The organism is Achromobacter sp. D10 (assembly GCF_035282245.1).
Lineage (GTDB): Bacteria > Pseudomonadota > Gammaproteobacteria > Burkholderiales > Burkholderiaceae_B > Achromobacter > Achromobacter insolitus.
The window spans coordinates 963139-976659 of sequence record NZ_JAYJLE010000001.1 but is presented as its reverse complement, the minus strand read 5'-3'; the positions used below and the strand labels follow the sequence as shown (position 1 = coordinate 976659).

At 66.2% G+C, this 13521-nt stretch carries 13 protein-coding genes and 1 tRNA gene; 5 read left to right on the top strand and 9 right to left on the bottom strand.

Annotated features, from left to right (window positions below):
- Positions 1 to 23: 23 nt before the first annotated feature.
- From VCS63_RS04675 to VCS63_RS04655, 5 genes are all read right to left on the bottom strand, one after another.
- On the bottom strand, positions 24 to 2102 hold the full coding sequence (locus VCS63_RS04675) for a 3-hydroxyacyl-CoA dehydrogenase NAD-binding domain-containing protein (RefSeq protein ID WP_042795598.1): 2079 nt from the start codon (positions 2100 to 2102) through the stop codon (positions 24 to 26).
- A 39-nt stretch (positions 2103 to 2141) separates the two neighbouring features.
- Positions 2142 to 3119 (bottom strand): Bug family tripartite tricarboxylate transporter substrate binding protein, encoded by a 978-nt coding sequence (locus VCS63_RS04670; RefSeq protein ID WP_104653890.1) that lies wholly within the window; start codon positions 3117 to 3119, stop codon positions 2142 to 2144.
- A gap of 38 nt (positions 3120 to 3157) precedes the next feature.
- Positions 3158 to 3550: a MaoC family dehydratase gene (locus VCS63_RS04665; RefSeq protein WP_076817103.1), complete on the bottom strand. Its 393-nt coding sequence runs from the start codon at positions 3548 to 3550 to the stop codon at positions 3158 to 3160.
- Positions 3551 to 3560: 10 nt separating this feature from the next.
- Positions 3561 to 3995, bottom strand: coding sequence for a MaoC family dehydratase (locus VCS63_RS04660; protein ID WP_164794212.1), 435 nt, complete (start codon positions 3993 to 3995; stop codon positions 3561 to 3563).
- A gap of 166 nt (positions 3996 to 4161) precedes the next feature.
- The gene (locus tag VCS63_RS04655) at positions 4162 to 6024 is read right to left on the bottom strand and encodes a sigma-54-dependent Fis family transcriptional regulator (protein WP_323878600.1); all 1863 of its coding nucleotides are present in this window, start codon (positions 6022 to 6024) and stop codon (positions 4162 to 4164) included.
- Positions 6025 to 6295: 271 nt separating this feature from the next.
- On the opposite strand from VCS63_RS04655, the gene adh reads away from it, so the two are divergent.
- The gene (gene adh / locus VCS63_RS04650) at positions 6296 to 7825 is read left to right on the top strand and encodes an aldehyde dehydrogenase (protein WP_063961399.1); all 1530 of its coding nucleotides are present in this window, start codon (positions 6296 to 6298) and stop codon (positions 7823 to 7825) included.
- A gap of 57 nt (positions 7826 to 7882) precedes the next feature.
- Positions 7883 to 8260, top strand: a complete 378-nt coding sequence (locus VCS63_RS04645; RefSeq protein WP_042795603.1) for a DUF779 domain-containing protein — start codon at positions 7883 to 7885, stop codon at positions 8258 to 8260.
- A gap of 246 nt (positions 8261 to 8506) precedes the next feature.
- Here the strand turns inward: VCS63_RS04645 and VCS63_RS04640 are convergent, their stop codons facing one another.
- On the bottom strand, positions 8507 to 9160 hold the full coding sequence (locus tag VCS63_RS04640) for a 2-hydroxychromene-2-carboxylate isomerase (RefSeq protein ID WP_063961400.1): 654 nt from the start codon (positions 9158 to 9160) through the stop codon (positions 8507 to 8509).
- A gap of 36 nt (positions 9161 to 9196) precedes the next feature.
- Positions 9197 to 9406: a DUF2917 domain-containing protein gene (locus VCS63_RS04635; RefSeq protein ID WP_323878598.1), complete on the bottom strand. Its 210-nt coding sequence runs from the start codon at positions 9404 to 9406 to the stop codon at positions 9197 to 9199.
- Positions 9407 to 9576: 170 nt separating this feature from the next.
- On the opposite strand from VCS63_RS04635, the gene VCS63_RS04630 reads away from it, so the two are divergent.
- Positions 9577 to 10494 (top strand): LysR substrate-binding domain-containing protein, encoded by a 918-nt coding sequence (locus VCS63_RS04630; protein WP_164794215.1) that lies wholly within the window; start codon positions 9577 to 9579, stop codon positions 10492 to 10494.
- A 50-nt stretch (positions 10495 to 10544) separates the two neighbouring features.
- Here VCS63_RS04630 and selD read toward each other — a convergent pair whose 3' ends face one another.
- Positions 10545 to 11606, bottom strand: coding sequence for a selenide, water dikinase SelD (gene selD / locus VCS63_RS04625; RefSeq protein ID WP_042795607.1), 1062 nt, complete (start codon positions 11604 to 11606; stop codon positions 10545 to 10547).
- A 139-nt stretch (positions 11607 to 11745) separates the two neighbouring features.
- Here selD and VCS63_RS04620 point away from each other — a divergent pair, with 139 nt between their 5' ends.
- Both VCS63_RS04620 and VCS63_RS04615 read left to right on the top strand, forming a co-directional pair.
- Positions 11746 to 12846: a transglutaminase-like domain-containing protein gene (locus VCS63_RS04620; protein ID WP_278488008.1), complete on the top strand. Its 1101-nt coding sequence runs from the start codon at positions 11746 to 11748 to the stop codon at positions 12844 to 12846.
- A gap of 20 nt (positions 12847 to 12866) precedes the next feature.
- Positions 12867 to 13406, top strand: coding sequence for a TlpA family protein disulfide reductase (locus tag VCS63_RS04615; RefSeq protein ID WP_063639276.1), 540 nt, complete (start codon positions 12867 to 12869; stop codon positions 13404 to 13406).
- A gap of 16 nt (positions 13407 to 13422) precedes the next feature.
- Here VCS63_RS04615 and VCS63_RS04610 read toward each other — a convergent pair.
- A tRNA-Sec gene (locus tag VCS63_RS04610) sits at positions 13423 to 13518 on the bottom strand.
- Between the last annotated feature and the right edge of the window lie 3 nt (positions 13519 to 13521).

The following is a 13521-nucleotide window of genomic DNA, read 5'->3' as shown; positions in this document are numbered from 1 at the left end:
CGTGGATGACGGAAGGGGAAACCTCAGTGGGCGTAGAAGCCGCCGCCATCGCGCGCCTGGGCGAGCAGCAGCGGCGCGGGCGTCCAGTACTGTTCGCCCGCCTGGCTGGCGTAGTGGCGGATGCGCTCGCAGATGCGCGCCGCACCGATCCGGTCCGCATGGAACATCGGCCCCCCGCGAAACCGGGGAAAGCCGTAGCCGTTGAGCCAGATCGTGTCGATGTCCTCCGCTCGGGCGGCCACGCCTTCCTCCAGGATCAGCGCCCCTTCGTTGATCATGGCGTAGAGGCAGCGCTCCAGGATTTCCTCATCGGAAATGACGCGCCGCGTGATGCCTCGACTTTCTGCGTTGCGCACGATCAACTCGGAAATGGCCGGGTCCACAGACCGGGCACGCTTGGCGTCATAGGTATAGAACCCCGCGCCCGTCTTCTGCCCCAACCGGCCAGCCGCCACAATTTCATCAAGGATGTTGCAGGCGGCTTCGCGTTCACTCAATCGGTCCAGCCGGCTCTGCCGGTTGCGCCACGCAACGTCAAGACCGGCCAGGTCGTTGAGCTGGAATTGCCCCATCGGAAAGCCGAACTCGCACAACACGCGGTCGACCTGCTCGGGCAGCGCGCCCTCCTCCAGCATGAAATAGCATTCGCGCGTACGCCTGGCCAGCATCCGGTTGCCCACGAAGCCATCGGACACCCCCACCATGACCGCGACTTTGCCCAGGCGCTTGCCCAATGCCTGGATGGTGGCCAACGCCCGCGGCGAACTCCGCGCGCCACGCACGTTTTCCAACAGCTTCATGATGTGAGCAGGGCTGAAGAAATGCATGCCGACCACGTTCTCGGGGCGGCGCAAGCCCGCCGCCAGCGCGTTGACATCCAGGAACGAGGTATTGGTAGCGATCAGCGCGTCAGGCCGCAGGTTCTCTTCGATGCTGGCCAACACTTGCCGCTTGACCTCGATGTCCTCGAAGACCGCTTCCACCACGAGATCGCAATCGCGCAGCGATTCGTATTGCAGCGTAGGTGTCAGGGCGTCGCACCGTGCGCGTTGCGCTTCTTCGGTGATGCGTCCCTTGACAACATCGTTGCGGTAGGTCTTGCCAATATTCTCGACGCTGGACGCCAACACGTTGTCGTTCTGCTCGACCAACACGACGGGGATGCCTGCATTCAGGAAGCACATGGCAATTCCCGTGCCCATCGTGCCGGCACCGACCACGCCAACCTTGCGGATTGGCGCCGCATCCTCGGCAGGCAAGCCGGCAGGTTTGGTCGCAACGCGCTCGGCGAAGAATGCATGACGCAAGGCTTGCGCCTGAGGCGAGGCCACCAGTTCGCGGAAGCGCTCGCGGCCATAAGCCACGCTGTCTTCAAAACTTGAGGCAATGCTGCGCGCGGCCACGTCTACACAGACCTGCGGCGCCGACTGCCCTCGATGGCTGGCCTGGAATCTGGCGCGCGCGGCCTCGAATGCACCGGCGGGCGTGGCCGGCACGGGCAATTCCCGCGTGCGGCGCACGCCACCGCCCTGAGCAATCAGGCGCTGCGCAAACGCGATCGCCGCGGCCCTGACATCGTCCTGCGCCAGCGCGTCCACCACTCCTGCTTCCAGCGCTTGCGCCGCGTCTATGGGCTTGCCGGTCCCGGCCATGTCCAGCGCCTTTTCCACGCCAACCAGGCGCAGCAGCCTGGGGATGCCACCAGCGCCCGGAATGATGCCAAGCGTGGATTCGGGCAAGCCCAGGCGCCCTTGTGCCTGCACCACCCGGTAGTGGCAGCCCAGCGCCAGCTCCAGCCCTCCGCCCAGCGCCGAACCGTGGATCGCCGCAACGACGGGCTTGGCGCTGGACTCAACGGCGTGGATCACCACCGACAGGTGTGGGTCCAGCGGCGGCTTGCCGAACTCCTTGATGTCCGCCCCCGCGACGAAGGTCGCGCCTGCGCAGGCGATGACGACGGCGCGCGTGTTGCCATCGTCCGCCGCCTGCTCGAGGGCTTGCAGCAGACCGGCGCGCACTGCCTGAGAGGTGGCATTGACCGGAGGGTTGTCAATGACAATGACGCGGATGTTTCCGCTAAGCGTGGAAGATACGACTTGCATGGTTTTCCTGGAGTGATGGCGGCGCATTGCCGCCGGTATTCAGCGCGATGCCTGCTGCGGCACCTTGGCCGTCTTGATGACCTGCGCCCACTTGTCCTTTTCCTGCCCGATGTAGCGTCCGAAGCCTTCGGGCGTATCGGTTTGCGGCTCCATGCCCTGCTGCTGCAGCCATTGCGTGAAGTCGGGTTTGCCCACCATCTCGCGCAGGGCGGCGTTGAGCTGTGCCACGATGGGCTGTGGCGTCCCGGCGGGCGCGAGCAAGCCATACCAGCCTGCCGCCTGGAATCCCGGATATCCGGACTCCGCCACCGTAGGCACCTGCGGCAGCGACTGGATCCGCTTCGCGGTCTCCACCGCCAGCGGCACCAGTTGTCCCGACTGGATCAGTGGAACCAGCGTGATCGCGTTGTCGCTGACTGCGGATATCAACCCTGACTGCACATCGACCAAGGCGGCAGAACTCCCCTTGTAGGGCACGTGCAGCATGTCCACGCCCGCGGTCGACTTGAGCAGTTCCATGGAAAGATGCTGTGTCGATCCCGTGCCGGCCGACCCGAAAGTCAGCTTCCCGGGCTCCTTCTTTGCCAGAGCCAGGAATTCGCTCAGGGACTTCGGCCCCAATTTGGGACTGACGGCGATGACCAAAGGCGATACCGCCACGATGGTGATGGGCGCGAAGTCCTTCACGGGGTCGTAGGGCAACTGCTGGTACAGGGAAGGATTGATGGACATTGCTCCGGAAAAAGTCATGCCCAGGGTGTAGCCGTCGGCGGGCGACTTGGCGATGGCGGACATGCCCACGATGGCGGCCGCGCCAGGCTTGTTCTCGATGACGACAGGCTGGCCGAATTTTTCCGTCAGCCCGCGGCCTATCATGCGCGCCAACGTGTCGGCAGCGCCGCCTGCCGCCGCGGGCACGATCATGCGGATGGGCTTGTCGGGATATGGCGCGGCCATCACGAGCGTGGCGCTCATTGCCGCCCAAGACAGGGCAAGGCTCTGCAGAATGCGTTTCAAGATTGTCTCCCTATGCTTGTTTTGTATTGCGGCCGAGTTCAGCCGCGGCGGTGGGTGATGGTTCCCACCTGAACCTTCTTGCCGTCAGGCAGCGTGCAGGCATAAGCCAGCTCGAGCCATCCGGGTTCGCTCCGGGTCACTTCGAACTCCACATCCACCGCGTCTCCGGGCCGCGTGAACGCAACGAACTTCGCCTCGATCTCGCAACCGTCGAACCTTGCGTCGCCCAGCAAGTCGGCCGCCATGTCCAGCACCGGCGCCATCACCAGCGCCCCCTGCACGATGACGCCGCCAAAAACGCTATCGCGCGCATACTCCGGATCGGTGTGGGTCCTGCCGGTGGTGCCGTGCAAGGCGCCGAAACGGTTGATGTCTTCCTGTGCCACGCCGCGGGCCGCGGAACGGAACGTGTCGCCTACCTTGAATTCCATGCGGGCCTCCTCAGTTCGGCCAAACCAGGCTGCGTTCCGCCACCAGGGCCACGCGCGCGTTTTCGAGCTTGCGGATGGTGATTTCCAACACCACGAACCGCTTGTCGTTCTTCAGGTACTTGTCTTTCACCAGCACGCTGGCCTCCAGCTCCTCGCCCGGATATACCGGCGCGAGCAGGCGGACTTTCTCGCGGGCGTGCAGTACGCCCGTCGGCCAGGCAAATGCTGCGTGCTGCGGCTGGAAGCTACCGACCAGAACGGGATGCACGCTGCGCACGGCCGCACCACCGCGCGTCGCTACGGCGCGGCCGCTGCCGTCGATGATCGGAGAATGTTGGAAGGTGCCGATGAATGCGTCGCTGTCGGCGGCGCCGATGCTGTAACGGCAGGGAGGAAAGAGACGGCCTATTTCGAAGTCGTCGTAGAACAGCTCGTTGCTTGCCATGTCATCGCCTGGTTTGTAGGGGATGGGGGCATCGTAAGCAGTTCTTCCCTTGCGCTGGGATAGTTAACTTATCTTCAAAAGATAGTTTTTGTGCACACCCTGCGCGCATGCGGCAGGCGGCGGCGCCCAGCCGGGTAGGCGCGCGCGGAAAAGCCGGAAGACGCCGTCAGGCCGGACGCGGCAGGCGGCGGTAGAGCGTGCTGCGATGCACGCCCAACGCGCGCGCCGCGCGGCTGACGTTGCCGCCATGGGCGGCCAGCGCGTCGCGGATCGCTGCGTCCGTCATGGCCTGCAGGTTGGCCGGCTCCGCATGGCCGACGGCCTGCGGCACCGCCGACGCGCTGCGGATGTCGGCAGGCAGCATGTCCATGTCGACCATGCCGGCAGGTCCGGCCAGCACATGCAGCGTGCGCAGCACGGCCACCAATTGGCGGTAGTTTCCGGGCCAGGCGTAAGCGGCAAGAATGGCTTCAATGTCGGCCGGCAGAACCGGTCCCGCGCCTTGCGCCGCCCACAGGCCGCGCAACAACTCAAGACGGTCGGCGCGTGCCCGCAACGGCTCCAGCGTGACGGTGTATTCGGCGATGCGGAAATACAGGTCCGGGCGCACCGGCGCGTCGGGCCCTTCGTGAGCCAGCGGACGATGGGTCGCGCACACCAGCGCGAAGTCCACGGATACCGGCCGCGCCGCGCCCAAGGGCGAGACTTCACGCGTCTGCAGCACGCGCAGCAGACGCGATTGCAGTACCAGCGGCATGTCGCCAATCTCGTCCAGGAACAACACCCCGCCATGCGCCTGGCGCAGCAGCCCCTTGCTGCCCTGGCGGCGCGCCCCGGTGAAGGCGCCTTCTTCGTAGCCGAACAGTTCGGATTCGATGAGGCTTTCAGGCAGCGCTGCGCAGTTCACCGCCACGAATGGCCCCGAGGCGCGCTTGCCCCGGGCATGCAGTTCGCGCGCGAACACTTCCTTGCCCACGCCGGTTTCGCCTTGCAGCAAAATGGACACGCCCGCATCGGACAGGTGCACGGCACGCGCCAGCGCTCCAAGGGTCGCCGCGTCGAAATTCGGCGTTGCGGGACGCGCCCCGGTCGCGGTCGGCAGCGCTGGCCGCGCCGACGCCTGGGGCGCGCGAGAGCGGGGCCAGCGCAGACGCGCGTGATACACGGCGCCTGAACGCGCCTGCACCCTGCCGGCCGCGTCGGGACCGCGTTCCATGTCGCCGTCGAAGACGTCCCCATATCGGTATACGCCCAGGGCAGTGGGAGCGAGGCCCAGCGCCTGCAAGGCGCGGCGGTTCGCGCCGATGAGCAGGTCGCCCTGGAAGGCGAGCAGCCCCTCGCCGGGCGCCCCCAACCCCGCATGGTCCACGTGCAGGCGCAATACGGCGTGCTGCTCGTAGGCCTGTTCAAACAAACGGTGCTCGATCAGGTCCACGGCGGCCCGCACCAGTTCCAGCACATCGGGCCGTAGATCCCTTGCCGGGCTGGACAGGTCCAACACCCCGAGCGTGCGGCCTTCGCTGTCGGTAATGGGGACGGCGGCGCAAGTCAGGATGCGGTTGGGTTCGAAATAGTGCTCCGCGCCATGCACCGCGATGGGCCGGCCCTCCACCAATGCGGTACCGATGGCATTGGTGCCTGCGGCGGCCTCGTCCCATGGCGCGCCGGGCATCAGCGCGACGCGGGACGCGCGTTGGGCGAATCCGGTGTCGCCGTCGGAGTCCAGCACCAAGCCCTGGGCGTCGGACAAGATGACCAAACCGCCATTGCCGCCGGCCTGGCGGCGCAGCAGAGACATGGCGGGTTCGGACAGCCGACGCAGCGCTTCGTTGCGCTGCTGGGCCTCGCGCAGTTCGCCCTGCGTCATGAGTTCGGCGCGGCGCACGCCGCGCATGTCAAAGCCCAGGTCGGCGCAACGCCGCCACGATCGCAGGATGGGCTCGGCAACCAAGCCGCCTGGCACCGCGCCTTGCTGGTTGAACAGCAGGCGCGCTTGCGTCAGCGCGTGCTGACGGGAATGAGTGGCCATGCATGTCTCCTGGATAGGCGTTCTGCGACACCTGTTCCCGACAATGTCGCAAAAAGCGACAAAAAGTATGTTGCCCCCACGCTGCACCCGCTGCGCGGGCTTGCTGCCCCCCGAGGGGGCTTCTTTGCCTTGGGGCGGCCCGGCCCGTTCTGAAACCTACTTTCGCATGCAAGCCGCGGGCTGTCCAGCGGGGAAGCCCCGACTGGCACGCTCCTTGCTTGATACAGGACAGGCAGCCGACTGCCGCAACCCCACAATACCGGAGACAAGCATGGACATCGCGACCCGCATCACCCCCGACTCGTACGGCACGCGCCTGGACCTGAAGACCCAGTACGACAACTTCATCGACGGCAAATGGCAAAAGCCCGCCGATGGCGAGTACTTCGACAACGTCACGCCGGTCACGGGCCAGGTGCTGACGCGCAACGCGCGCTCGAAAGAGCGCGACATCGAGTTGGCCCTGGACGCCGCGCATCGCGCCGCGCCCAAGTGGGGCGCCACGCCTGCCGCCCAGCGCGCCCGCATGCTGATGCAGATCGCCGACGTGATGGAGGCCAACCTGGAGCGCCTGGCCACGGCCGAGACCTGGGACAACGGCAAGCCCATCCGCGAAGCGCGCGCCGCGGACATTCCGCTGGCGATCGATCACTTCCGCTATTTCGCCTCTTGCATCCGCAGCCAGGAAGGCTCGCTATCCGAAATCGACCACGACACCGTGGCCTATCACTTCAATGAACCGCTGGGCGTGGTGGGCCAGATCATTCCGTGGAACTTCCCCATACTGATGGCCGCGTGGAAACTGGCACCGGCGCTCGCCGCGGGCAACTGCGTGGTGCTCAAGCCCGCCGAACAGACGCCGTTGGGCATCCTGCTGCTAATGGAATTGATCGGCGACATCCTGCCGCCGGGCGTGGTCAACGTGGTCACGGGCTTCGGCCTGGAAGCCGGCAAGCCGCTGGCCTCCAACAAGCGCATCGCCAAGATCGCCTTCACCGGCGAGACCACCACCGGCCGGCTCATCATGCAATATGCGTCGCAGAACATCATTCCTGTCACGCTGGAGCTGGGCGGCAAGTCGCCCAACATCTTCTTCGCGGACGTGGCGGCGCAGGACGACGATTTCCTCGACAAGGCGGTCGAGGGTTTCGTCATGTTCGCTTTGAACCAGGGCGAGGTCTGCACTTGCCCCAGCCGCGCGCTGATACAGGAATCCCTGTACGACAAATTCATGGAACGTGCGTTGAAGCGCGTGGCCGAGATCAAACAGGGCAATCCGCTGGATGCGGACACCATGCTGGGCGCGCAGGCATCCACCGAACAGCTCGAAAAGATCCTGTCGTACCTGGACATCGGCAAGCAGGAAGGCGCCGACGTGCTGGCTGGCGGCTCGCGTGCGCAGATGCAGGGCGCGTTGGAAGGCGGCTACTACGTGCAGCCCACCGTATTCAAGGGCCACAACAAGATGCGCGTGTTCCAGGAGGAAATCTTCGGACCGGTGGTGGCCGTGACGACCTTCAAGGACGCCGACGATGCGCTGGCCCTGGCCAACGATACGCTCTACGGCCTGGGCGCGGGCGTATGGTCGCGGGACGCCAACACGTGCTATCGCATGGGACGCTCCATCAAGGCAGGCCGCGTGTGGACCAACTGCTATCACGCGTATCCGGCGCATGCGGCATTTGGCGGCTATAAGCAATCCGGCATCGGACGCGAGAACCACAAGATGATGCTCAACCACTACCAGCAGACGAAGAACCTGCTGGTGAGCTACTCGCCGAAGAAGCTGGGTTTCTTCTGACCCGACGGTGGCCGGGCTGGCAAATGCCAAGCCCGGCGCGCCTCAAAGGAGTCTGACATGGCAGAGCAAACGCCGCGCGTGGTCGCCACCGACGAGGCGCGCAGCCTGATCGAGACCTTGCGGGCCAAGCACGGTCCGCTGATGTTCCACCAGTCTGGCGGCTGCTGCGACGGCAGTTCACCCATGTGCTACGCGCAGGGAGAATTCATGGTGGGCGGCTCGGACGTGCTGCTGGGCGAGCTGGAGGGATGCCCGTTCTACATGGGCGAGGACCAGTTCGCCTACTGGGAACATACGCAGCTCATCATCGACGCCGTTCCCGGACGGGGCGGCGCCTTCTCGCTGGACAGCGCGGAAGGCAAGCGCTTTCTTCTGCGTTCGCGGCTGTACTCCGACGAGGAATGGGCGCGGGTGGCGCCGGTCAGCAGGGGCTAGCCGCCACCCCTGCCAAGGATTGCGCGCGGGGTCCTAGCGGTCCCGCGAGCTGCCTTGCGGGCTTTCTTTGTCCGGCATTCCGGACCCCGCGGCCTGCTTCCACTGGAACGACACGCGCCGGATGCGCGCAGCCCTGAATTGCGTGAACGAACGGCCGCCCGGCATGGGCGCGCCGCGATAGGCACCGCTGGCGTTTTTCATTGCTGAAGGTGGGTTGAGGAAAAAACTGACACGAGGCGGTGGCCGTCAGGGACGCGCGGCGGACGAGGGCCAGGCGCTGGCGGGCGCCTCTCGGCGAGTCCATTCCAGCGCATCTTCCAGCCGGTCGTTGCCCCAGAACATCTCGCCGTCCACAAAGAACGTGGGCGCGCCGAACAGGCCCAGGTTGCGCGCTCGGTCGACTTGGCGGCGCAACGCCTCCTTGGCGGCTTCGGACTTGCCGCGAGCGATCAATGCGTCGGCGTCCAGGTCCAGGTCCGTCAGCAGTTCATGCACTACGTCCTCGGACTGAATGTCCAGGTCGCGCTGGAAATTGGCCCGGAAGACCGCCACGCAGAAATCGCGGCCCCAAGCTTCATCCTGGCCCAGGAGCGCAATGCGCGCAGGCAATACGCTCATGCGAGGAAACAGGCGCGGGCGGTTGTAGACCAGGCCATACTTCTCGGCGAGGCGGACGATGTCGCGCATCATGTACGCCCCCTTGCCCGGGAACAGCCGGAAAGGCGAGTCGTTCCAGCCCTGGGCCTGGAAGATCGGACCCAGCAGGAAGGGACGCAGTTCGACGCGGACCCGCGCTTGCCGCGCCAGCGCGTCTATGCGCTCTATCGCCAGATAGCTGTACGGGCTGGCGAAATCGAACCACATTTCAATGCGGGGCGTATCGGGCAGGGGCGCTGTCATGACAAGGGCTCCGGGGCGGGCTGGGAACTGTCGGCACTAGGAAATTAGCGCGACCTGCGCATCCGGCAGGCCGCTGAGAACGACATCGCGATCGCTGCCGACGGTGATGGATTCACCGGCTTGAAGCACGCTGTCGTCGAAGCACTGGTACTCGGACAACCACAAGGTGCCGGCGTGACACACGATGCGGACGCCCGAGGCGCGCTTGAGCAGCATAGTCGAGCCGCCGGCCAAACGGAATGACATTCCCGCAGTGCAACAAACCTGGATCATGGCGTACCCCTGGGCCGCGGCGGCGGCGATCGCGGCGGATCAGTGGGTTCTACACCCCTCACCCGTCGTCTGAATGCTATTGAACGCCCTGGAGGTACTATTGCTCAAGCGACATTTCCGTCCGACACGCATGAGTTTTGTGAATGTCATACCCGCTGGCCAAACTCCCCCCGCTTGATCTCGTCCGAGGCTTTGTCGCCGTGGGCCGCCGCATGAGCATCACGCTGGCCGCGCAGGACCTGCACGTGACGCAGTCGGCCGTAAGCCGCCAGATCCGGGCGCTGGAGGCCCACCTGGGCGTGCCCCTGCTGGTGCGAGGCTTCCGCAGCGTGTCATTCACCTCCGAAGGCGCGCAGCTGTTCCGCATGGCCGACGTATGGTTGAGCCAGTTGGGCGACCTGACCGAGCAATTGCGCGCGCCCGAGCGCCGCACACCCGTCACCGTCACCACGACCATAGGCGTGGCTTCGCTCTGGCTGCTGCCCCGGTTGGGAGACTTCCAGGCGGCGCATCCACATATCGACGTGCGCGTGGCCGCCGACAACAGGCTGATCGACATCGACCGCGAAAGCGTGGACATCGCCATACGCTACAGCCTGCGCGATGGCGTGCCGGACAACGCGGCCTGGCTGTTCGGAGAAGCGGTGGTGCCGGTGGCTCACCCGTCGCTCAAGGCCCGCCTGCTGGACGCCACGGAACTGCAACGCCACGTGCTGCTGGAGTTCGACGACCCGACGCGCCCCTGGCTGCAATGGTCGGAATGGCTGAATGCGCGCGGGCTCGGGCGCGTGCCCGCCAAGGGCATGCTGCGCTTCAACCAGTATGACCAGATCGTGCACGCCGCGCTGGCCGGGCACGGCATCGCGCTGGGACGGCTGGCGCTGATCGCGCCCATGCTGGCGGACAAGCGCCTGGAGGCCGTCGGCGGCCAGGCTGCCAGCGCGACCGAACACGCCTACTGGCTGGTGCGCAACGCCCGCCGGGCTACGCCGGACGCGGAGGTCGTCGCGCGCTGGCTGATCGAACAGGCGCAAGCCACCGCGCGCGACCTGACGGCCTAGGGGCCTGCGGCAACAATACCGCCGTCCCCCTTTAACCGCGCCAGGAAGACTCAGTCGACCCGCACCTCCGGCTCGCCGGCGCGCATATCGCCGATGACGGCCGCCTGCTCGAAGCCATGTTGCCGGAACAGGTCCAGCACTGCCTGCGCCGCGTCCGGCGAGCAGGCCACCAGCAGTCCGCCCGCAGTCTGCGGATCGGTCAGCAAGGCACGCTCCGTGTCGCTCACGCCCTCGCCCAGGCGCACGGAAGCGCCATAAGACGCCCAATTGCGGCCAGACGCGCCGGTGATGACGCCATCCGCGGCAAATGCTTGCACCCCCGGCAGCCAGGGCAGCGCATCACGGCGCACGTGGGCCGTCAGTTGCGCGCCGCGCGCCATTTCCAGCGTATGCCCCAGCAGGCCGAAGCCGGTCACGTCGGTAATGGCGTGCACGCCCTCCATGGCGGCCAACGCCGGCCCCGGCCGGTTCAGGCGCGTGGTCTCGGTGATCATGGCGCGGTAACCGGCATCGTCGAGCCGGTTCTTCTTCAGCGCGGCCGACAAGATACCCACGCCCAGCGCCTTGCCCAGGATCAGGACGTCGCCGGCGCGCGCATCGGCATTGCGCTTGATGCGGCCGGGATGCACCAGGCCCATCGCGGCCAGGCCGTAGATCGGTTCGACGGAGTCGATGCTATGGCCGCCCGCCACCGGAATGCCGGCGTCCTTGCAGACGGATTCTCCGCCGCGCAGGATGTCGGCGATGACGCTGTGCGGCAGTACGTTGATCGGCATGCCCACGATGGCCAGCGCCATGATGGGCGTGCCGCCCATCGCATAGACGTCCGACAGCGCGTTGGTCGCGGCGATGCGGCCGAAGTCGTAGGGATCATCCACGATGGGCATGAAAAAGTCGGTCGTGGCAATGAGCGCCTGCTCGTCGTTCAAGCGGTAGACCGCCGCATCGTCGGCCGTCTCGGTGCCCACCAGCAGATCGGGATAGCTGACCGCGGGGCCGAAGCGCTTGAGCAGTTCGGACAATACGCCCGGCGCGATCTTGCAGCCGCAGCCGCCGCCATGCGAAAGCGAAGTCAATCGCGGCACTGCCGCGCTAGCAACATCCTGGGTCATCGGAATCTCCATAGGTCAGCGGAAAAGGATAGCACCGCGCCCGGGATTGGCCCTATGATGATCCGGCAGCACGCAGCAACGGACGGCCGCCCGGCCCCGGGCGCACCGATAGCCAATCTTCACCGTGAGTGAGGGCTTCATGGATCGCCGACATTTTCTCCGTGTCTCGGGTGCCTTGTGCGCCGCCAGCGCGACACTGCCCAGGGTAGCGGGCGCGGGGCTCGCCCCAATCAGCACAGGGTGGCGCGCATTCGAATTGACCACCGACATTACCGTGCAGGATCCGGGCGCTCACGCCCGCATCTGGATTCCGGTTCCCTATGCTGTGGACACCGCCTACCAGCGTGGCGCGCAAAGCGCCTGGCAGGTCAGCGGCGGCGGCACCGCGCAGCTGGCGCAGACGCCCGGATACGGCGTGCAGATGCTGGCCGTGCAATGGCCGGATGCGCAAGGGCCGCGCACGGTCACGGTCACCAGCCGTTTTCAGACCCGGAACCGGCGCGTGGACCTGAGCCAGCCGCCTGCGGCCGACGCCCCTCGGGAAAGCGCGGCGGCGCTGCGCGAATTCCTCCAGCCCACCTCGCTCCTGCCCACCGACGGCATCGTCAAGCAGACCGCTGACCGCATTACACGCGGCCACCGCGGCGATCTGGCACAGGCACGCGCCATCTATGAATGGGTGGTCGAAAACACCTGCCGAACCGCTACCACCCGCGGCTGCGGCGTGGGCGACGTGCGCTACATGCTCACGGCCAACGACCTCAATGGCAAGTGCGCGGACATCAATTCCTTGTTCGTCGCGCTGGCCCGCGCCGCCGGCATTCCCGCCCGTGATGCCTACGGTTTGCGCGTGGCGGATTCCGAGTTCGGCTACAAGAGCCTGGGCAAGGCGGGCGACGTCACCAAAGCGCAGCACTGCCGCGCCGAGTTCTATGCCGCCGGCTACGGTTGGGTGCCCGTGGATCCGGCCGACGTGCGCAAGGTCATGCTGGAAGAGCCGCCCGGCGAACTGCCGCTGAGCGATGCCAAAGTGCGCGCCGCGCGCGTCATGCTGTTCGGCGCCTGGGAGATGAACTGGGTGGCCTACAACCATGGCCACGACGTGGTCCTGCCGGGCGCCGCCCACGGCCCGGTTCCCTTCCTCATGTATCCCAACGGCGAGACCTCGGCCGGCCGCATCGACAGTCTCGACCCCGACAGCTTCAGCTACAAGATCAGCGCCCGGCCCCTTTCCATTTGAGGCCACGCATTGAGATCGCCATGATCAGCCGCCGCCTACTCCTGCAGTCAGGCCTGTCGCTGGCGGCCCTGCCTTGGTACGTCCGGGCCGCCAGCGACAGCGCCCTCAAGACCGCTACCGGGCCGGATTGGGCCGCCTGGAACGCGCCCACGCCACCCCTGGCCCTGCCCGACCTATCCGGCCGCGAGAAAAAACTGTCGGCCTGGCGCGGCAATGTGGTCATCGTGAGTTTCTGGGCGACTTCATGCGAGCCTTGCCGCGACGAGATTCCCATCATGTCCACCATGGCAAAACGCCATCGCGAAGAAGGCTTGCGGCTGGTGGCAGTCAACGTTGGCGACTCGCCGGCGAAGATCAGCGCCTTTCTTGCAAAGTGGCCGGTCGCGGGCACCGTGCTGCATGACAGGAACAGCACGGTCTCCAAGCAATGGGACGCGGTCGGACTGCCCGCGAACTATCTGGTGGACCGCGGCGGATCCGTCCGCTATTGGCACCTGGGGCAGCTGGACTGGAAATCGGACCGCGTGGGCGGCGTGGTGACGCGGATGCTGCGAGCCTAGGGGCTTATAAGCGCAATGGCGGAAGGCAGCAGGAGTCGAACCTACCTGGGAACGTCTGACGTCCCCAACTGGGTTTGAAGCCCAGCCGTGCCACCGGACACGAATGCCTTCCACA